18 protein-coding genes are annotated in these 19086 nt (G+C 70.5%); 9 read left to right on the top strand and 9 right to left on the bottom strand.

Going from position 1 to position 19086, the window contains the following annotated elements; all coding sequences use genetic code 11:
• Nucleotides 1-38 precede the first annotated feature (38 nt).
• Nucleotides 39-797 carry a response regulator transcription factor gene (locus tag OIC96_RS09880; protein ID WP_330308232.1) on the top strand — a complete coding sequence of 253 codons (759 nt, stop codon included), beginning with the start codon at nucleotides 39-41 and terminating at the stop codon, nucleotides 795-797.
• Nucleotides 794-2257, top strand: coding sequence for a sensor histidine kinase (locus tag OIC96_RS09875; RefSeq protein WP_330308233.1), 1464 nt, complete (start codon nucleotides 794-796; stop codon nucleotides 2255-2257). The genes OIC96_RS09880 and OIC96_RS09875 overlap by 4 nt, the downstream gene beginning before the upstream one ends.
• A gap of 102 nt (nucleotides 2258-2359) precedes the next feature.
• Here the strand turns inward: OIC96_RS09875 and OIC96_RS09870 are convergent, their stop codons facing one another.
• Both OIC96_RS09870 and OIC96_RS09865 read right to left on the bottom strand, forming a co-directional pair.
• A complete protein-coding gene (locus OIC96_RS09870; protein WP_330308234.1) occupies nucleotides 2360-3415 on the bottom strand; it encodes an MBL fold metallo-hydrolase in 1056 nt (351 codons plus the stop codon).
• Nucleotides 3416-3719: 304 nt separating this feature from the next.
• Nucleotides 3720-4652: a LacI family DNA-binding transcriptional regulator gene (locus OIC96_RS09865; protein WP_330308235.1), complete on the bottom strand. Its 933-nt coding sequence runs from the start codon at nucleotides 4650-4652 to the stop codon at nucleotides 3720-3722.
• Nucleotides 4653-5088: 436 nt separating this feature from the next.
• Between OIC96_RS09865 and OIC96_RS09860 the strand changes: the two genes are divergently transcribed.
• From OIC96_RS09860 to OIC96_RS09840, 5 genes are all read left to right on the top strand, one after another.
• Nucleotides 5089-6432, top strand: a complete 1344-nt coding sequence (locus OIC96_RS09860; RefSeq protein WP_330308236.1) for an aminomethyl transferase family protein — start codon at nucleotides 5089-5091, stop codon at nucleotides 6430-6432.
• Between the two features lie 299 nt (nucleotides 6433-6731).
• Nucleotides 6732-7598, top strand: a complete 867-nt coding sequence (locus tag OIC96_RS09855) for a methylenetetrahydrofolate reductase (protein WP_330308237.1) — start codon at nucleotides 6732-6734, stop codon at nucleotides 7596-7598.
• A gap of 1 nt (nucleotide 7599) precedes the next feature.
• Nucleotides 7600-8505: a formyltetrahydrofolate deformylase gene (gene purU, locus OIC96_RS09850; protein ID WP_330308238.1), complete on the top strand. Its 906-nt coding sequence runs from the start codon at nucleotides 7600-7602 to the stop codon at nucleotides 8503-8505.
• A gap of 106 nt (nucleotides 8506-8611) precedes the next feature.
• Nucleotides 8612-9463 carry a bifunctional 5,10-methylenetetrahydrofolate dehydrogenase/5,10-methenyltetrahydrofolate cyclohydrolase gene (locus OIC96_RS09845; RefSeq protein ID WP_330308239.1) on the top strand — a complete coding sequence of 284 codons (852 nt, stop codon included), beginning with the start codon at nucleotides 8612-8614 and terminating at the stop codon, nucleotides 9461-9463.
• A 229-nt stretch (nucleotides 9464-9692) separates the two neighbouring features.
• Nucleotides 9693-11078, top strand: coding sequence for a diacylglycerol/lipid kinase family protein (locus OIC96_RS09840; protein WP_330308240.1), 1386 nt, complete (start codon nucleotides 9693-9695; stop codon nucleotides 11076-11078).
• Nucleotides 11079-11192: 114 nt separating this feature from the next.
• On the opposite strand, the gene OIC96_RS09835 is transcribed toward OIC96_RS09840, so the two are convergent.
• From OIC96_RS09835 to OIC96_RS09815, 5 genes are all read right to left on the bottom strand, one after another.
• On the bottom strand, nucleotides 11193-13028 hold the full coding sequence (locus tag OIC96_RS09835) for a SulP family inorganic anion transporter (RefSeq protein WP_330308241.1): 1836 nt from the start codon (nucleotides 13026-13028) through the stop codon (nucleotides 11193-11195).
• A 19-nt stretch (nucleotides 13029-13047) separates the two neighbouring features.
• Nucleotides 13048-13419, bottom strand: coding sequence for a cation-translocating P-type ATPase C-terminal domain-containing protein (locus OIC96_RS09830; protein ID WP_406502155.1), 372 nt, complete (start codon nucleotides 13417-13419; stop codon nucleotides 13048-13050).
• Between the two features lie 90 nt (nucleotides 13420-13509).
• Nucleotides 13510-14508, bottom strand: a complete 999-nt coding sequence (locus OIC96_RS09825) for a polyphosphate kinase 2 family protein (protein ID WP_330308242.1) — start codon at nucleotides 14506-14508, stop codon at nucleotides 13510-13512.
• Between the two features lie 41 nt (nucleotides 14509-14549).
• Nucleotides 14550-14852: a three-helix bundle dimerization domain-containing protein gene (locus OIC96_RS09820; RefSeq protein ID WP_330308243.1), complete on the bottom strand. Its 303-nt coding sequence runs from the start codon at nucleotides 14850-14852 to the stop codon at nucleotides 14550-14552.
• A 295-nt stretch (nucleotides 14853-15147) separates the two neighbouring features.
• Nucleotides 15148-15516 (bottom strand): excisionase, encoded by a 369-nt coding sequence (locus OIC96_RS09815; RefSeq protein WP_330308244.1) that lies wholly within the window; start codon nucleotides 15514-15516, stop codon nucleotides 15148-15150.
• 68 nt (nucleotides 15517-15584) lie between these two features.
• Between OIC96_RS09815 and OIC96_RS09810 the strand changes: the two genes are divergently transcribed.
• Complete coding sequence (locus OIC96_RS09810) at nucleotides 15585-16556, top strand: Clp protease N-terminal domain-containing protein (protein ID WP_330308245.1); 972 nt, start codon at nucleotides 15585-15587, stop codon at nucleotides 16554-16556.
• Nucleotides 16557-16901: 345 nt separating this feature from the next.
• Nucleotides 16902-18017, top strand: a complete 1116-nt coding sequence (locus OIC96_RS09805) for an FAD-dependent oxidoreductase (RefSeq protein WP_330310334.1) — start codon at nucleotides 16902-16904, stop codon at nucleotides 18015-18017.
• Between the two features lie 83 nt (nucleotides 18018-18100).
• Here the strand turns inward: OIC96_RS09805 and OIC96_RS09800 are convergent, their stop codons facing one another.
• Nucleotides 18101-18340: an Atu4866 domain-containing protein gene (locus OIC96_RS09800; protein WP_330308246.1), complete on the bottom strand. Its 240-nt coding sequence runs from the start codon at nucleotides 18338-18340 to the stop codon at nucleotides 18101-18103.
• Nucleotides 18337-19062 (bottom strand): L-ribulose-5-phosphate 4-epimerase AraD, encoded by a 726-nt coding sequence (gene araD, locus OIC96_RS09795; RefSeq protein WP_330308247.1) that lies wholly within the window; start codon nucleotides 19060-19062, stop codon nucleotides 18337-18339. Before araD ends, OIC96_RS09800 begins: the two co-directional genes overlap by 4 nt.
• Nucleotides 19063-19086 lie beyond the last annotated feature (24 nt).

Raw genomic sequence — 19086 nt, 5'->3', positions numbered from 1 at the left:
TGTCGTTTTCCTGTCGGACGACTTTCAACTCTTTATCGATGTGGATCACGCAGGCCCGCGGCTATGGCGCCGGGAGACACGTGAAGCACTATGAGCAGGTGGAAAAAGTGCGCCTTCTGGTCGTGGACGACGACCCTCCCATCGCCGATCTCGTCGCGACGGTCGCCCGCTACGAGGGCTGGGAGGCGGTCACCGCGTACTCCGGGGAGGACGCGCTGCGGCGGGCCGCCGACTTTCACCCCGACATCGTGGTGCTCGACCTGATGCTGCCCGGCCTCGACGGATTCGCCGTCCTGGACCGGCTGCGGCAGTCCGGGACCATGGTGCCGGTCGTGTTCCTCACCGCGCGGGACGGCGTCGCCGACCGGGTCGCGGGCCTTACCCGGGGCGGCGACGACTACCTGGTCAAACCGTTCGCGGTGGAGGAGCTCATGGCGCGGCTGCGGACCGTGCTGCGCCGCAGCGCGGGCCCCGGTTTCCAGCGGTCCGTGCTCCGGGTGGCCGACCTGACGATGGACGAGGACACCCGCGAGGTCCGGCGCGGCGACCGGCTGCTCACGCTCACCCCCACCGAGTACGAGGTGCTGCGCTACCTCATGCGCAAGTCGCCCACCGTGCTGACCAAGGCGCAGATCCTCGACCATGTCTGGGAGTACGGCTTCGGCGGCCGCTCCAATGTCGTGGAGCTGGTCGTCAGCCGGCTGCGCCGCAAACTCGACGGCCTCGATGACAGCGATGCACCGCTCATCCACACCGTGCGGGGCGTCGGATACGTGGTGCGGCAGGTCGCCGAGTGACGAGCCGAGCGACCGGGTCCGGAATACGTGGTGCGGCCGGCCGCCTGTGGGGGACCTACCGCCGGACGCGCCTGGGCACCCGGCTGGCCCTCGGCATGGGCGTGCTGTCCCTCGTCGTGTTCGCCGTCGTCGGCACGGCGCTGACGACGTACATGCGCGACTACCTGGACCGCCAGCTCGGCGAGCAGATGAAGCTCGTCCAGGTCACCCAGTCCAAGGACGCCGCGGCCCACGGCACCGTGCAGCGCCGGCCGTACTACGGCTGGTTCACCGCCGTGTACGACGTCTCGGGCGACACGGCCGTGCTCCGCAAGCCCGCCGACGTACCGGCGGACACCGCCGCACTCACGGCCGCCGCCGAGGCGCTGCCGCCCGCGCGCTCCGAACACATCCTGCGCACCGCGAACATCGCGGGGGAGGGCACGTACAAGCTGCGCGCCTGCGAGGTCGAACCCGGGGTGGTGCTGGTCACGGCGGCGCCCGTGGCGGACCTTCAGGGCACCATGCGGCAGCTGATCACGGTCCAGGTCGTCACCTTCGCGCTCGCGCTGCTGGCGCTCGTCGTGGTCGGCCGGGCGGTGCTGCGGCGCGGCCTGAAGCCGTTCAGCGACATGGCACACACGGCCCGCGGCATCACCTCGCACAACCTGACCGGCTCGGCACGGCTTCCGGTGCGCGCCGGCGGCGGGAAGGGCGGACCGGAGGTCGAGGAGCTGCGCACCGCGTTCAACACCATGCTGGAACACATCGACGACGCCCTCGCCGTCCGCACCGAGGCCGAACAGCGGCTGCGCCGCTTCGTCGCCGACGCCTCGCACGAGCTGCGCACCCCCCTGATGTCGGTACGCGGCTACGCGGACCTCTTCCAGTACGCGGCGGCCAACGCGCCCGGGGAACGCGAGAAGCACCTGGCCCGGCTGCGCGCCGAGGCGGCCAGAATGGGCGTACTCCTCGACGACCTGCTGCTGCTCGCCCGCCTGGACGCCGCCGAGGTGGAGACCCCGCTGCGGCTGGAGGACGCCGACCTCGCGGAGCTGACCCGGGAGGCGGCGGACGCCTTCCGCGCGGGCCACCCCGGGCATCGGCTGACGGCCACGGTCGGCGCCGACCCGGTGCGGCTCCGGCTGGACCCCCTGCGCATCCGGCAGGTGCTGGACAACCTGCTCACCAACGCCGCCGTGCACACCCCGGCCGGCACGAAGGTGTGCGTGGAGGTGTCCGTCTCGTCCGGCACGGCGGTCGTACGGGTCGCCGACTCGGGACCGGGCGTTCCGGCCGCCGACCAGGAACGTGTCTTCGACCGCTTCTACCGCGTCGACAAGGCCCGCAGCCGCGACCGCGGCGGCAGCGGCCTGGGCCTGGCGGTCGTGCGCTCCCTGGTCCGGGCGCACGGCGGCACCGTCGAACTGACCAGCCGGCCGGGCTCGACGGCCTTCACCATCAGGCTGCCCTTGCCGTGAACGGCGCCGTCCCTCGCTAGGGAGCGTCGAGAGATACGACCAGGTCGTCACCGTCTACGCGCCGTCGTCCGGCGACTTCCCGCCGGCCCCGTGAGCAGGCCGTCATCTCCGGCCCGTACGCACCGGAAGGTGCATCAGATCCGTGCCGAGGAGCACGCGACCGCCGAAGTCCGCCGTGCGCGCGCTGTCACGCAGCAGTTTCCGCCACGTCGAGTCGGAGACCACGCTCCGCTGCCCGGGACCGAGGTGGGTGGCGACCAGGGTGCCGACGCCGCTCTCGGCGGCGATCCTGCCGAGCTCGGCCACGTCCGTGTGCGTGCTCAGGATGTGGTCGATCAGGGCCTGGGTGAGGCCAAGGCCCGCCAGCCCGTCGGGGTAGAGGGCCTCGTGCACCAGGACGTCCGCGTTCCGGGCGAGCGTGATGACGTTCGGAGTCGGAGCCGTGTCGCCGGAGAAGACGACACTGCCGTGGTCGGTGTCGAAGCGATAGGCGTAGGCGGGGAACACCGCGCCGTGCGGGACCAGTACGGCGGTGACCAACACGTCGTCGTTCTCCATGACCGTGAAGGGAGCCATCGCCGGTGCCGTGTGCGCCGCCGAGGCGCCGGCAGCGGACGGCGGCAGCACGTCGTGGACGTTGAGCAGGGTCGCCGGGTCGATGCCCGCGTGCTCGGTCATGAAGAACGTGGGGGAGGCGGCGTACGCCTGCCCGGCCAGCTTTGTCATCTCCACGGTGCCCGGCACCGGCCCCGGAGCCCCGGTGACCGTCGAGGAGATACCGGCGGACCCGGGGCCGTGGACCTCGATCGGGCTCCGGAAACCCTGCGCTCCCGAGGCACCGGCGGCGAGCAGCGGAAAGGAGTAGTAGTCGACGATGTGGTCGGCGTGCAGATGGGTCAGGAAGATGCCGGCCAGCGAGGGCATCGACAGCCCGGCCCGCAGATACTGGGTGACCGCGCCCCGGCCGCAGTCGACGACATAGGTCCGGCCGTTCACCACCAGCGCCGACGAGATGCCGTACCGGTCCGCGAGCGGCGGCGGCCCGCCGTTGGTCCCCAGCAGGACGAGGGACAGGGCGGCATCGGATGGGCTCGTCGGCGCCGCCGTGGCCGGAGAACTCGTCAGCAGGGGAGCGGCGGCCACGGCGGAGGCCGCCATGGCGCCCAGCAGCGCTCTGCGTGACGTCTCCGGAGCCGGTCCCGTGCATGACCCCGTGGTCGTCTCTCCGGCGGATGTTCCAACGTCTGCGGCTCGGCACATGGTGCGGCAACTCCTTCGCGGCTCACACGACTTGGCGCGGCCGGGCAGGAGGATTCCACGAGACCCGAACCGCTCACCTCCCCCGATCGCGTGCGGCGGCCGTGATCAGGGACGGTGAGCGGAATGCTGCCCATGGCCGGACACGTACGGGGACCCCGAGGGACGAAACCTAAGATGACGCCGTTCGACGCGCCCCTCGTGGTCAGACCGAGTCGCGCACGATGATCCGGGCCGGTACGGGCACCAGGCCGCCGGTGTCGAGGCCGAGGGCGGTGCGGGCGGCGAGGCGGCCGTGGGCCTCGGCGTCGATGTGGACGGTGGTGAGGGCCGGGGTGACGAGTTCGCCGTACTCGGTGTCGTCGTAACCGATGACGGCGACGTCGCCGGGGACGCTGAGGCCGAGGTCGTGCAGCGTGGTCAGGGTGCGCAGGGCGACGTCGTCGTTGAAGCCGGCGATGGCCGTGACACCGGGGTGGGCGGCCCGGAACTCCCGTACGGCACTGGTGCCCGCGCTCCTCGGCCGGGGCACGACGAACGAGGCGAGGGGAGCCAGGCCCAGCGCCGCCGCGGTCTGGCCGGCGAACCGCAGCCGCGCCTCGGCCAGCGGGGTGCCGCTGTCCGGCAGGGCCAGCGCCATGCGGGTGTGGCCGTGCTCGGCGAGGTGGCGGATCTGCAGGGCGGCGTGGGCGGCGAGGCCGTCCCGCCAGCCGCCGCCGCGGTCGTCCAGTTCATGGCCGGTCAGGTAGGGCTCGCCGAACCGGAGGACGGCGCGGGGGGCGATCGTGTCGAGGACCTGCTGGGTCGCCTGGGGGGTGTGGTGTCCATGGCGGACGAGGAGGACGTGGTCGTGGGCGGCCAGTTCGTCGTCGAGGCCCCGGACGTAGCTGCGGGAGTAGTTGCCCTCCAGGCCCCAGTCGATGTTGAGGACGACGACGCGGGAGGCTCCCTCGCGCAGCGCCCGGGCGACGCCGTGCGGTACATAGCCGAGGTCGCTGGCGGCCTGCTGGACGCGCTCGCGGGTGGCTGCCGAGATCGTCTGGTTCGGGGCGTTGTTGAGGACGAAGCTGACGGTGGCGCGCGACACTCCGCTGGCGGCGGCGACGTCGTTCAGCGTGACTCTTCCGGAACCGCCCATCACCCTGCCCCGATCCGCTGTGACGCGTCACGTTTCCGCACCGTGCCGCTGGATCAGTCTAGTCAGCGGCCACCGCGCGGCGGGCCGTGTGATCGCCGGGCACCGGCAGCCGCACGATGCGGAAGCCGGGGGCGGACGCCTGCTCCTCCCGTCCCGGTGCGCGTCCTCCCGCCGCACAGGGCTCACCCGGCGCAAGCAATGAGTGCGCCGCATGATGCTCGCCAACGCCGGAACCGCTCTGCTAGCTTCCCACTAGATCGATTTAGCCGCACCCATGCATGCACCCATGCACCCATGCACGCACGCTTGCATGCCCGAACGTCCGCCCCACCGAGCCGAGTTCAGTCGTGGAGTGGAGAGATTCCCCGCCAGTTCCTCGCCGCTCACTAGATCGATTTAGTCCATCGTTGGGCGGACGATGATGAGAAGGAGCCGCATGGCAATCCCCAGTCTTCAGGACGGCATCGACAAGGCCGGATCGCCCATCAAGCTGCTGTGGAAGCCGGGCGCCGCGCCGTGGACTCCCGAGGTGGTCGAGCGCGAGTACGCCGGCTGGCGTCAGGAACAGGCCGCGTGGCACGAGGGCGTCGCCCTCCTCAACCTCTCGCACCACATGTTCGACATGTGGATCGAGGGCCCGGACGCCACCCGTCTGCTCGCCGACCACGGCGTCAACAACTTCGAGAACTTCGCCCTCGGGCAGGCCAAGCAGTACGTTCCGGTGACGAAGGACGGCAACATCGTCACGGACGGCATTCTCGCCCGCGAGGCCGAGAACAAGTACCTCCTCAGCGGGATCCCCGCCGCACAGCACTGGGTCCAGTACCACGCGGAGAAGGGCGGCTACGACGTCGCCTTCGCCACCGACGCGTCCTCCGCCTTCCGGCAGGGCGGCGGCGACCCGAAGCTGTTCCGCTACCAGATCCAGGGCCCACTGGCCAAGGACGTGGTGGAGCGGGCCTTCGGCGGGCCGCTGCCGGAGACGAAGTTCTTCCACTCCGCCCCGGTCGCCCTGGACGGCCGCCACTTCCGTGCCCTGCGGCACGGCATGGCGGGCCAGGCCGGCTTCGAGTTCATCGGCCCCTGGGAGCACGCCGCGTACGTCCACGAGGCGTTCCTCAAGGCCGGCGAGCCGTTCGGCCTGGTCCAGGTCGGCGCCCTGGCCTACACCACGCCCAGCGTGGAGAGCGGCTGGATACCCTCGCCGGTGCCCGGCATCTACAGCGACCCCGACCTGCGGGAATACCGTGAGCAGCTCGCCCTGTTCGGCATAGAGGGCCAACGCCCCCTGAACGGCAGCTACTTCTCGGAGGACATCGAGGACTACTACGCCTCTCCGTACGAGCTCGGCTACGGCAAGATGATCTCCTTCCGCCACGACTTCCTGGGCCGGGACGCCCTGCTGAAGGCGAAGGAGGCCGTCCGCCGCACGAAGGTCACCCTGGTCTTCGACGCCGACGACGTGCGCGAACTCATCGGCCGGGGCCAGGACCCGGGCTTCGTGCTCACCTACGCCCGGCACCGCGTGGAGAACGTGACCGGCCTGGTCGGCATGACCATGCAGACCGCGTCGATCGACCCGGTGGGCACCGTCCTGTCGCTGACCCTGATCGACACCGCGTACGCCGAACCCGGCACCGAGGTGTGGGTGGTGTGGGGCGAGCACCCCGGCCCCGGTACCGACCCCGAGGCCGACCTCGGACTGCCGCGCATCCGCGCCACCGTGCGGCCCGCGCCGTTCAACCAGCACGCGCGCACCCTGTACCGCCGCAACGCCTGACCCATCCGCCCGGCCGCCACGCACGGTCCGCCATGAGTGCGTCAGGCGCGAGGACGAGGACACAGCGCCGGACAAGGACACAGCGCCGGACGAGGACACAGCGGCCGGATCGCGGTGCGCCGCCCGGCGGCGCCCGCTCCGGCCGTCCGGCCGACGGCCTCCGGACCCGGCGCACACCCCGTCACCGCGGCCCCGTCACGAGCCCGGGCGCCCGCATCGCACGGCTGCCCGCTCGTGACGGCCGGCACGGTGCCCCCGTCTGTGGCGCACCGCAGAACAAGACGTCGAAGAGGAGCACGATGAACCCCGGTTCCACGGTCCCGGCAGCGGTGGGCACATCGCTGTTGGAGGACTTCTCCCTGGAGATGACGGGCAAGGACGTCCCGAAACTCCAGGAAGCCAGCGACACCATCCCCCAGGGCACACGCGTCAACGTCACCTTCCTCGGCAACGAGGACCTGCGGATGCGCCTGGATGCCGCCCGCGCGGTCAAGCGGCTCGGCTTCGTCCCCGTACCGCATCTGTCCGCCCGCCGTCTCGCCTCGCAGGCCGACCTGGAGAAGTTCCTCGCCGGTCTGCGGGCCGACGGCACCGGGGAGAACGTCTTCGTCGTAGGTGGCGACCCCGCCCGCCCCGAGGGCCCGTACGAGGACGCGTTGTCCGTCATCCGCACCGGGCTGCTTCAGGAGTACGGGGTGCGCCATGTCGGCATCAGCGGTTACCCCGAGGGCCACCCCGCCATCCCGGACCGGGCGCTGTGGTCGGCCCTGGAGGACAAGCACACGGACCTGGCGCAGGGGGAGTTGAGCGGCAGCGTCATCACCCAGTTCGGCTTCGACGCCGACCCCGTCCTCGCCTGGATCGAGGACGTACGCCGACGGGGCATCGGCCTGCCCATCAGGATCGGCGTCCCCGGCCCGGCCGGCGTGCGCCGCCTGATGACGTACGCCGCGCGCTTCGGCGTGGGGACCAGCGCCGCCATCGCCAAGAAGTACGGCTTCTCCCTGACCAACCTCATCGGCACGGCCGGTCCCGACCGGTTCCTCCACACCCTGGCCTCCCACTACGACCCGGGGCGGCACGGCGAGGTGAAGGTGCACTTCTACACGTTCGGCGGGCTCAGGACCACCTCGGAGTGGGTCGCCCGGTTCAGGAAGGGAGCCTGACATGACGCTCACCCACGAGGCCCCCGCACGCCCCGAGCGGCGCCCGCGCCCCGGCCAGCAGGCATCGCTGATCGTCCAGGGAGAGGACCGCACCGGCATCGTCGCCGCCGTCGCCTCGGTGCTCGGCGGACACGGAGCGAACATCGTCTCCCTCGACCAGTACTCCGACAATCCGCAGGGCGGCGCCTTCTTCCAGCGCACCGTCTTCAGCCTCGACAATCTTCCCGCGGTCCTACCCGCCATCGAGGAGGACCTGCGCAAGCGTCTGGCCGACGGCTACGGGCTGACCTGCACGTTGCGCGACCTGTCGGTGCCCCAGCGCGTGGCGGTCTTCGCGTCGAAGTCCGACCACTGTCTGCTGGACCTGCTGTGGCGCCACCGGCGCGGTCAACTGCCCGTCAGCATCTCCATGGTGATCTCCAACCACCCGGACACGGCCGAGGAGGTACGCGGCTTCGGCATCCCCTTCTTCCACGTGCCCTGCCAGGGCCCGGACAAGTCGGCGGCCGAGGCGGAACACCTGCGGCTGCTGAAGGGCAACGTGGACTTCGTCGTCCTGGCCCGCTACATGCAGATCCTCTCCGCCGGCTTCATCGAGAACCTCGGCGTCCCCGTCATCAACATCCACCACTCCTTCCTGCCCGCCTTCATCGGCGCCGGGCCCTACGCCAAAGCCAAGGAACGCGGCGTGAAACTGGTGGGCGCCACGGCCCACTACGTCACCGAGAACCTCGACGAGGGCCCGATCATCGAGCAGGACGTCGTACGCGTCAGCCATGCCGACACCGCCGCCGACCTTCAGCGGCGCGGCGCGGACGTCGAACGTGCCGTGCTCTCCCGTGCCGTGCTCTGGCACGCCGAGGACCGCGTCATCCGCAACGGCAACCACACCATCGTCTTCGCGTAGCGAGGACCCGTTCCATCGACAGGGAAATCGACAGGGAAACCGTCCGGTGCGGGCTCGCGGTCCTCGGCTCGCCCGGCTCCTCCACGCACGAGACGGATTCAGCACCATGACCACACGCATCGACGGCAGAAAGCTCGCCCAGCAGATCCGGTCGAAGGTCGCCGAGGACGTCGCGGCGGCCGGTGCCTCGGGGCGGGTGCCGGGCCTCGCCACCATCCTCGTCGGCGACGACCCGGCGAGCGCCGTGTACGTCGCCGCCAAACGGCGTGCCATCCGGGAAGCGGGGATGCGCGACTTCCACCGCGCACTGCCGGCGCAGGCCACGCAGGAGGAAGTCGCGTCCGTGATCGACGAGTTGGCGGCAGACCCGGCCGTCTCGGGCATCCTGCTGCAACTGCCGCTGCCCGGCCGGCTCGACGCGCCCGCGCTGATCGACCGCATCCCCGTCACCAAGGACGTGGACGGTCTGACCACGGCCAGCGCCGGACTGCTCGCCCGCGGTGTGCACGGACTGCGCCCGTGCACACCCCTCGGCGTCATCGAACTCCTCGACGCGGAGGGCATCCCCATCGAGGGAGCGCGGGTGGCCGTGGTCGGCTGGGGCGAACTGGTCGGACGTCCCCTGGCCCAGCTGCTGCTGCGGCGCGGTGCGACCGTGACCGTGGCCCACGAGTTCACCACCGACCTCGCGGCCGTGACCCGGCCGGCCGACATCGTCGTGGTCGCCACCGGAGTACGGGGACTCATCGGCCCCGAGCACATCAAACCCGGCGCCGCGGTCATCGACGTGGGCATGCACCGAACGGAGGCAGGCCTCACCGGCGACGTCCGCGCGGCCGAACTGGAAGGCATCGCCGGCTGCATCACCCCCGTACCCGGCGGCGTCGGCCCGATGACGATCGCGATGCTGATGCGCAACACCCTCTACGCGGCGGAGTGGGAGAGAGCCGCCGCGTAGAGGGCGGGCTCGTCCGGCTGCGCGACCGCCGGGCTTTCCTCCGGGGCGACTGTCCAAAGGCCCGGCTGGTACTGCCATCCGCGTCCATGTGGACATGCCGCGCGGGGTGACCGCTCGTACCCTGAAATAGATGCCTGCGGACGCTCAACGTCCACAGGTAGTCGGGTCGCCCGGCACGCAGTGCCCGGGATTCCTGCCCGGAGCCGGTGGAGCGGCGGGAGGTTGTCCCATGAGCAGGCGCTGGACCGCGCGTCTGGCCCTGGCGGCGGGCGCGGCGGCGCTCCTGGTGCTGGTGGTCTTCGCCGGGCTCGGAAGCCTCGTGCTCATGGCGGTGGGGTGGGCAGGTCTGGCGCTCACGGCGGTCGGCGTGTGGTGGATGCTCACCCACACCGGCTGGATCAGGGTGCTGGCCGCGCTGCTGGTGGTCGTCGCGCCGCTCGGCGTCCTGCTTCTGTACACGGCTGCCGGGCTGCTGTGGGTCGTGCTGGTCTCGCTCGGTCTCTGGGCGCTGGCCGTTTCCGCAGGCAGGGCCGCACTCGTCGAGGACACCTCGCCCAGCATGCCGGAGCGCTGCGTCGACCGGCCCGAGCGACCGTTCCTGATCATGAATCCGCTCTCCGGCGGCGGAAAGGTCGAGAAGTTCCACCTGGCGGAGCGAGCCAGAGCTCTTGGTGCCGAGGTCGTCGTGCTGGATCCGGCCCACCGGCAGGATGTGGCCGAGCTGGCGCGGCGGGCTGTGCTGAGTGGAGCCGACCTGCTCGGCGTCGCGGGTGGTGACGGTACGCAGGCCTCGGTCGCCCGTGTGGCCGCGGAGCACGACCTTCCCTTCATGGTGATCAGCGCCGGCACCCGCAACCACTTCGCCATGGATCTGGGCCTGGACCGGCAGGATCCCTCCAGATGCCTGGAAGCACTGACCGACGGCGTCGAACTGCGCGTCGACCTCGGCTACGTCCATGCGGGAGAGCCGGGAGAGCCGGGAGAGCCGGGAGAGCCGGGAGAGCCGGGAGAGCCTGGGGACGTGAACGCGGGGCAGGTCTTCATCAACAACGCCTCGTTCGGCGTGTACGCGGAAGTCGTGCAGAGTCCCGCCTATCGCGACGACAAGGCCCGCACGATCCTGGAGATGCTGCCGGATCTGCTGACGCACCACAGCGGCGCGCGGCTGAGTGTCCGTGCCGGTTCGCTGACCATGGACGGTCCCCAGGCCGTACTGGTGAGCAACAATCCCTATGAGAGGGGCGACTCGGCGGGACTGGGGCGCCGAGGGCGACTGGACTCCGGCGAGTTGGGGGTGCTCTGTGTCGGCGTCGACACCGCCGCCGAGGCGACGGAACTCCTGCTGCGGCGCGGGCAGGACCGCGGGCTGACCGCGGACACCGCCCAAGAGGTCGTCGTCGACGCCGACACTCCCCTCGTCCCGGTCGGTGTCGACGGCGAGGCCCTGATGCTGCCCACCCCGGTGCGCTGTCGCCTCGCGGCCGGCGCTCTGCGTGTGCGCGTGCCCCGGCACCGGCCCGGCGTGCCGCGCGCCGCCCCGCCGATGGACTGGCGCCGGGTGCGGCGCCTGGCGCTGACGATGGGGCGGGTCGCGGCAGGACGCGGTGCCTCCTGAGCGAGCGGCTGGTGCCGGTCCGGCGGACCTACGGCGTGCGGTACGGGTGCGGCGACGTCCGGGTCCGTTTTCCGGGGCCGGGGGACCACCGGATTTCCCGCACCCGCAGGGCGGTCACTGCTCGTCGGCGGGCGGAGGAGTCACGGCATCGGGACCAGGCCGGTCGGGCCGGTCGAGCTGGGCGGGCCGGTCGAGCGGGGCGGGCTGTTCGGCGGAGGCCGGGGGCGTCCACTCCGCTCCGGTGCGCAGACGGAAGGCGGCGACGGCGGCCTCCACCGTGGGGAAGAAGTGTCGTGGGTCGATGGTGCGGGTGAGCTCATACCGTTCGATCTTGCGCCGCACGGGGTCCTTGAGCTCGGCGAACACGAGGTGGATGTGGTCCGCGTTGAGCGTCTCGTCGAGTTCCTCCAGCACGTCGGCGGCGGTGGTGTCCACGTCGGTCATGGGCTCCGCCGCGATCACGATCCAGCTCGGCCGCGGGTCCGCGCCGGCCAATCGCCTGATCTCGTCGCGGAAGGCCTTGGCGTTGGCGAAGATGAGCGGGGCGTCGAAACGGTAGATCACCAGGCCCGGCAGCTGCCCGGCCTGCGGGTAGGAGCGGACGTCGTGGTAGCCCTCCAGGCCCTGCACCCGCCCCAGCACGGTGTCGTACGGCCACCACGCGCGTCGGAAGACGTTGAGGACGGACAGGGCCACGGCGATGGCGATCCCGGGCAGTACGCCGAGCAGGGCCACGCCGACGAAGGCCGCGAAGCACAGCAGGAACTCCGTCCGGCGCTGCCGCCACAGCCGTACCGCCCCCGGGACGTCGGCCAGGGAGAGTGACGCGGTGATGACCACGGCGGCAAGGGCCGGCTGCGGGAGGTTGCGGAACAGGCCCGGAGCCAGCACGAGCATGAGGACGATGAGCGCCGCTCCGACGACCCCGGTGAGCTGACTTCTGGCCCCCGCGCGCTCCGCCACCGCCGTACGGGATCCGCTCGTGCTGACGGGGAAGCCCTGGAAGAGACCGGCCGCCAGATTCGCGACACCGACGCCCGCCATCTCCTGGTTGCCGCGAACCTCCTGCCCCGCGCGGGCCGCGAAGGCCGACGCGTTGGAGATCGTGTCGGCCAAAGACACCAGGGCGATGCCCAGCGCACCGCCCAACAACGATGCGAGGTCGGCGAGCCGGACGTCGGGGATCGTGAACGGCGGGAAGCCCTTGGGCAGTTCTCCGACCAGGCTGACGCCGTGCTCGCCCAGGTCGAAGACGGTGGCCGCGGCGATCGCCAGGACCACCATCGCCAGCACCGCGGGGACCTTCGGCAGAAAACGCTGCAGGACCAGGATCAGGACGATCCCGCAGCAGCCGACCGCTGCGGCGGCCGGCACCACCGCGCCGTCGGCGAGTTTCTGTACGAAGCCGACGCACTCGCCGATCAGGTTGTCCGCCTCGACCTTGAAGCCGAGCAGCTTGGGGAGCTGACCGATCAGAATGGTCAGGGCCAGGCCGTTCATGTAGCCGATCATCGTCGGTTTGGAGATCAGATCGGCGATGAACCCGAGCTTCGCCACCGAGGCCAGGATCATGATGGCCGCCACCATGAGCGCGAGCATCGACGCCAGCGCGACAGCCCGGTCGGGATCCCCGTCGGCCGCCACCAGGGGCAGCACGGTGGCGGCGATCATCGGCCCCAGCGAGGAATCCGGGCCCAGCACCAGGATCCGGGACGGCCCGCACACCGCGTATCCGAGCAGGCAGAGAACCGTCGTGTACAGGCCGGTGATGGTCGGCAGACCCGCCAACTCGGCGTACGCCATGCCCTGCGGCACCAGCAGCGTGGTCAGGACGACTCCCGCGACCAGGTCCTTGACCAGCCACTCGCGCCGGTAGGACGACACCGCCCGGATCCCGGGAACGGCCCGCAACCGGGAGAGAAGCCCGTGGCTGGTGTGCTGGGTGGTCACCGGCCGACCTTCCTTCGCATCAGGTGCCTCTCGCCCGGCGGGCCAGGAGCTTGCCCAGTTCCCACAGGAGCAGAAGTGCGAGGGCGGCCAGCAGTGCCCAGCCGAACTGCCGCGCGTCGATCCGGGTCGTCCCGAGGATGCGGCGGAAGCCGTCCAGCTGGGTCACCAGCACCGCGAGCACGAACTGGGCCAGTGCCACCCAGTTCATCTGCCTGCTGTCGAAGGTGGACGTCGTCAGCACCGAATCCGTCTCGCTGCGGCACTCGAACGCGGCCACGATCAGACAGAGGGCGAAGGCGGTGAACGCCGGATCGACGCCGAACGCCGCCACGACCTCCTCGGGAGCGCGCGTGTACCAGTCGTCCCCCGAAGCCCGAGGCGGTTCTCCCACGGAATGCGAACGCACCGTCATCGTTCAGTCTCCGATCCGTGGCCGCGGATGCGTCCGGGGCCGGCCGCGCGCCGCTCCGACAGGTCCTGGCTAGCCGCGCTTCTTCTTCTTCTTCTTCGGCCGGTCTCTCCGCCCCGTGGCCCGCGTGGCCGACGGATGCCGGTCGGCGTACGGATCGGCCGGCGCCCCGGAAGGGGCCTCCCGCTCCAGGTCCCGTTTGGTGACGAGCAGGTCCTTCCGCGCCTCTTCCCCCACGTCGGGGTACTGAGGATCGATGTCCATCAGGGTGTGCGCGAGGATCGCCCCCGCGCAGAGCCGCGCGAACCACTTCCGGTCCGCCGGTACGACGTACCACGGCGCCCACTTCGTACTCGTGGCCGACAGCATTTCGGAGAACGCGTGCTGGTAGTCGTCCCACCGGCGCCGCTCCCGGACGTCGGCCGCGGAGAACTTCCAGTTCTTCTCCGGCAGGTCGATCCGCTTCAGGAAGCGGGTGCGCTGCTCCTCCTTGGACAGGTTCAGGAAGATCTTCACCACCTTGAACCCGTTGTCCGTGAGGTAGCGCTCCCAGTGGTTGATCTCCTGGTAGCGCCGGTCCCACAGGCCCCGCCCACCCGCGTTCTCCGGCAGCTTCTGCCGGGCAAGGGTCTCGGGGTGCACTCGTACGACGAGAACCTCCTCGTAGTGCGAGCGATTGAAGATGGCGATCTCGCCGCGTGTGGGCAGCCGCCGGCCGTAGCGCCACAGATAGTCGTGGTCGAGTTCCTCGGCGGAGGGCACCTTGAAGCTGCTGACCCGTACGCCCTGGGGATTGACGCCGCTCATGACGTGGCGGATCGTCCCGTCCTTGCCTCCGGCGTCGAGTGCCTGGAGACAGAGCAGTACCCCGTACGTGTCCTGGGCGGCCAGCCGCTCCTGGTACTCGGCCAGCAACGACACCCCGGTCCGCAGCAGCTCGATCCCCTCCCGCTTCTTCAGACCGGCCTTGTAGCGAGGATCGAAGTCCCGCTCCAGGCGCACCTTCGACCCCGGTTTCACCCGTAGCGGCCCGATGAATTCCGCGATGCGTTCGGCTCTCTCGTCCGACATCACCTATCAGTCCTTCGCTGGTCCGGGGTGAGCACGGCGCGTCAGGGGGCCGCCCTGTCGTCGATGGCCTGACCGGGAGCGGTGCGGCAGGCGGCACGGAGAACCCTCCGGGACCGGCGTTCGGCCAGGATCGGCACGTAGGCCCTGACCCTGGCCTGGTGGAACGCGTCGTACGCGGCCCTGACGGTCGCCTCGACGGTGACCGCGTCGACCGAGGGGTAGGCCGCCCTCAGCCGCGCCACCATGTTCCGGGTGGATGCGAGTTCGTCCTGCGAGCCGGGTGACGGGAGGTCCGGCGGCTCTGCGGGACCGACGCGCTCCACCGTCGCGGGGTGGAGACTCAAGCCCTCGACGGGAAGGCATGCGCCGACTTCAGGAATCTGCTCTTCCACCGTCATGGCCGCCCTGATCCCATCTCCCACGACCTCCGGACCGCAGAGCCACACATCCCGTCTCAGCCGCGAGAGGATCCCTCGCGCTCATTGTCTGCTTGCCTGGACAAGATCGCCCCCTGAGGCCGGGGGCGAAGAGCACCGCCAAAGGGGGTGGTCGCCGCACGCCAGTGGCTCTCACGGCGATCACGTCAAACTCCAGAGATGGCCGGATGCGCACGGCATGGGTGCGGGTCACTTCGACGCTTCACCGGTTGTCCTTCCGCTCCAGCGCGGCCAGCCGCAGCTCAAGCTGGTCGACCCGGTGCCGAAGCAGGGTGACCTGGGCTTCCAGACTGACTTCCCGTTCCGCCCTGCGCTGAATGCGCGGTGACGCGGCGGCGCGCTCGATCACCGCGTCCAGCTGGACCAGGCGCTGCGGCCCGTTCGGGCCGTCCACGAGCCGGGACCGGATCTCGCCATTGCGGTACCAGGACCGCAGGGCCGAGCGGGAAACGCCGGTCTCGGCCTCCGCCTTGGCCAGCGTGACCCAGGGTGTCTCGTCCAGCCGCTCGAACAGCTCCAGCTCGTTCTGCCAGCGCGCGAGCCGGTCCTCCCAGTCCGACGGTGTCTCCATCACACCCTCCCTTCACCGCGGTGACCCTATCAATAACAGTGTATTGACATGGTTGAGACCATGGAACCATGACTTTTGAAAGGTTCACGGTGGAAGCCCGCAGGGTGGTCGTCACGGCTCAGGAGGAGGCGAGGCTGCTCAAGCACGACTACATCGGCACGGAGCACATCCTGTTGGGGCTGCTCGACGCGCCGAACAGCATGGCGGCGAAGGTTCTGCACCAGCTCGGGTACGACAAGGAGACGGCGCAGGTCGATATCGCCGCGGTGGTCCAGCCCGGCACGCAGGAGCTGAGCGGCCATATCCCGTTCGCGCCGCGCGCGAAGAAGACGCTGGACCTCGCCCTGCGCGAGGCGCAGCAGCTGCACCACACCTACATCGGTACGGAACACATCCTGCTTGCCCTGGTCAGTGAAGGTGAGGGCGTCGGCGCGAAGGTACTTGCCGAGCGGATCAGTCCGATCAGCAAGATCCGTGCCGCGGTGCTGGCGTCATCGGAGGGATCGCAGGACGTCGCGGCCGGCCCGTGGCCGGCCGGCACATCCGCCACCGAGGACACCGTGTCCGCCGCCAGAGCGCTGGCCGGTGGCGCACCGGTCGGCAGCCATCACCTGCTTGAGGCGATGCTGCGGGCGGAGAACAGCATGGCGGCCAAGGTGCTGCGCGAACTCGGCGTCGACCCGGACGCGGTCGCCGCCAAGATCGACGAACTGGATCCGGAGACGACCACGGACGCGAACCCGGAGGAGGCCGCCGCGCGCAAGATGGAGATCCGGCTGGTCGACGATGAGGTGCACGTGATCCTGCGGGACCCGACAACGGTCACGATCGCCCAGAAGGTCACCGAGCTGTCCAACGGCCCGATCCAGGGCGTCGGGCCGGTGGCCGGCATGTTCGTCCCGCTCTGGCAGTCGACCAACCAGCTGCTGCTGCAGATCCAGCGTGTGCTGGAACCGGAACCCGGAGAAGAGGACGGATCCGCCGCGAGCAACGTGGCCAACGTCGTGCGCACGGTCCTCGCGCCCCGGCTCCGTCGGTGAACCGGCTGATCAGCGCGCCGGAACCGGTCGTTGGGACAGGCGAGGACGAGGGCATGGTGAGCGACGACGCGCCGGCGCCGTTCTCGCCGGCGACCAGGGCGTCGTACACAGGCGCGTTAGCCGCGCCCACCGAGGCGCGGCGCGGCGCCCGGCAGGCCGTCGCCGCCGGCCGGCACGCGCTGGTGGTCGCGCCTCGCCGAGGCGGCCGAGGCGGGCCGGCCGGCCACATTCCCGGCCGAGGTGATCGGCGAGTCCGGGATCGCGTGCGGCGCCCCGCCGATGGTGGCCCGCGCGCACACGGGCCGATCTTCCGCGAGCAGGCAATTCGGTGAATCGGAGGCAACCATGACCATCACCATCGTCGGAGCCGGCTTGGGCGGCCTGGCCCTTGCCCGTGTGCTGCACGTGAACGGCATCGACGCCGTCGTGTACGAACGGGAATCGTCGCGCGGCGCGCGCGGTCAGGGCGGCATGCTTGATCTGCACTCCGGGACCGGGCAGCGGGCGTTGCGCGAGGCGGGCCTGATCGACGAGTTCCACACGATTGCCCGTCGTGAAGGCCAGGACCTGCGACTTCTCGAGCCGGACGGCACCCTGCTGCTGCGGGAGGACACGCCCGACGACGCCCCGCTAGAGCGACCCGAGGTCGACCGTGCCGATCTGCGCAACCTGCTGTTGGACTCTCTCCCCGAACACGCGGTGCGCTGGGGACACGCGGTCGAATCCGCCGACAACGGCCTGCTGTACTTCGCCGACGGCAGCAGCGCGACGTACGACCTGCTGGTCGGCGCCGACGGCGCGGACTCCCGGGTCCGCGCGCTGCTCACCGACGCCCGACCGGCGCACACCGGCCAAAACGTCGTTGAGCTCGGTATTCCCGACATCGACCGCACCCACCCCGACCTCGCGGCGATGGTTGGGCGCGGCAACTACTGGGTGCTCGGCAACGGACAGTCCCTGTCGGCGCAGCGCAACGGCGACAGCCGCGTACGCATCTACCTCAGCTTCTACGACACCGCCGAGGACTGGTTCGCGACCAGTGGGATCCCGTTCGGCGACCCTGCCGTCGCCCGGGTGCGGCTGATCGACCTGTTCACCGGCTGGGACTCACGGTTCACCGCACTGATCGCAGCCTGCGACGACACAGTCCTGCCGCGGTCGATCACCACTCTCCCGGTCGGCCTGACCTGGCCGTCGACGCCAGACGTCACGCTGCTCGGCGATGCCGCGCACCTGATGCCGCCGGTGGGGCAGGGCGCCAACATGGCGCTGCTCGACGGCTCCCTGCTCGGCCTCGCGCTGGCCGCGCACCCGGACGACTTTCCCGCCGCCGTCAAAGAATACGAACGCGAGATGTTCCCACGCACCAGCGCCGCCGGCCGGCAGTCCGCGTACATCCAGGAAATCCTGGCGTCGCCGGACGCCGGCCGGAAAATGCTCGCGTTCTTCCAACCGGGCTGAAGGTAACCGCATACGACCAGCTGCCCTCGCTCGTAGGACGAGGGCATGGAACGACCTGATCAAAATCATGACTTTGGTGCTGGTCAGGTCCCCTGTCGGGCGCGCTCATCGTCTCCGCGGTAGAGCACCAGGTGCTCGTGGAAGAGAACGCCGTCGCGGATGTCGCCGGTGGCGGTGAAGCCGGTGTCGTCGACGTAGTCGAGGTGGTTGCCGGTGACGGTGTAGCTGCCGGTGCAGGCGCTCTGGCGATTGCCGCGGGCCTCGTCGTAGCGGCCGAGTCTCCTCGACTCACGCGTCACCGCCGAGCTCGCGGCATCGGTCACAGGGAGGGAGCGGGAGCCGGGTTTCCGTAGTAGGCGTCGGGGCCGTGTTTGCGGGTGTAGTGGCGGGCCAGGAGGTGTGGGGGTGGTGGGGCCGTGGGGGACAGGGCCAGGGTGTGGATGGCCATGTCGGCGACGGCCTCGCAGATGATGGCGTGTTCCAGGGACTTGCGGGCGGTGGTGCCCCAGGTGAAGGGGCCGTGGTTGGCGACCAGGGCGGCCGGGACTTCGGCCGCCTTCCGGTCGTCGCCGTCCAACATGTCGACGATGACGCGGCCGGTGTTGTACTCGTAGTCCTTCCTGCACTGGTCGGCCGTGAGGTCAGGCGTGCAGGGGACGGGGCCGTTGAAGGTGTCGGCATGCGTGGTGCCGAGGACCGGTATGTCGCGGCGGGCCTGGGCGAAGGCCACCGCGTGAGTGGAGTGGGTGTGGGTGACGCCGCCGATGGAGGGGAACGCCAGGTAGAGGCAGCGGTGGGTCTCGGTGTCGGTGGAGGGGCGCAGGTCGCCGTCGACGACCTCGCCGTCGGACAGACGGACCGTCACCAGGTGGTCGAGGGCGAGGTCCTCGTAGGGGATGCCCGAGGGCTTGATGACGAAGACCCCTGCCTCGCGGTCGACGCCGCTCACATTGCCCCAGGTCAGCGTGGCCAGCCCGACCTGGGGGATCGACAGGTTGGCGTCCAGTACCTCTTGCCGCAGGCCGTCACGGAGTCGTGCGGTCATCGGTGGTCTCCTTGCGTGCGGATC

Source organism: Streptomyces sp. NBC_00775 (assembly GCF_036347135.1).
In the GTDB taxonomy this organism is placed as follows: domain Bacteria; phylum Actinomycetota; class Actinomycetes; order Streptomycetales; family Streptomycetaceae; genus Streptomyces; species Streptomyces lutosisoli.
Note: the sequence above shows the minus strand (reverse complement) of the source record. Positions and strands in the feature narration are given on the sequence as shown.

Bases quoted from the DNA above. Each gene is read 5' to 3' on its own strand.
- OIC96_RS09880 (WP_330308232.1), top strand. From the start codon at position 39: ATGTGGATCACGCAGGCCCGCGGCTATGGCGCCGGGAGACACGTGAAG.
- OIC96_RS09870 (WP_330308234.1), bottom strand. From the start codon at position 3,415: ATGGCGGCCTCCGCCGTGGCCGCCGCTCCCCTGCTGACGAGTTCTCCG.
- OIC96_RS09865 (WP_330308235.1), bottom strand. From the start codon at position 4,652: ATGGGCGGTTCCGGAAGAGTCACGCTGAACGACGTCGCCGCCGCCAGC.
- OIC96_RS09860 (WP_330308236.1), top strand. From the start codon at position 5,089: ATGGCAATCCCCAGTCTTCAGGACGGCATCGACAAGGCCGGATCGCCC.
- OIC96_RS09855 (WP_330308237.1), top strand. From the start codon at position 6,732: ATGAACCCCGGTTCCACGGTCCCGGCAGCGGTGGGCACATCGCTGTTG.
- purU (WP_330308238.1), top strand. From the start codon at position 7,600: ATGACGCTCACCCACGAGGCCCCCGCACGCCCCGAGCGGCGCCCGCGC.
- OIC96_RS09845 (WP_330308239.1), top strand. From the start codon at position 8,612: ATGACCACACGCATCGACGGCAGAAAGCTCGCCCAGCAGATCCGGTCG.
- OIC96_RS09840 (WP_330308240.1), top strand. From the start codon at position 9,693: ATGAGCAGGCGCTGGACCGCGCGTCTGGCCCTGGCGGCGGGCGCGGCG.
- OIC96_RS09825 (WP_330308242.1), bottom strand. From the start codon at position 14,508: ATGTCGGACGAGAGAGCCGAACGCATCGCGGAATTCATCGGGCCGCTA.
- OIC96_RS09815 (WP_330308244.1), bottom strand. From the start codon at position 15,516: ATGGAGACACCGTCGGACTGGGAGGACCGGCTCGCGCGCTGGCAGAAC.
- OIC96_RS09810 (WP_330308245.1), top strand. From the start codon at position 15,585: ATGACTTTTGAAAGGTTCACGGTGGAAGCCCGCAGGGTGGTCGTCACG.
- OIC96_RS09805 (WP_330310334.1), top strand. From the start codon at position 16,902: ATGACCATCACCATCGTCGGAGCCGGCTTGGGCGGCCTGGCCCTTGCC.
- araD (WP_330308247.1), bottom strand. From the start codon at position 19,062: ATGACCGCACGACTCCGTGACGGCCTGCGGCAAGAGGTACTGGACGCC.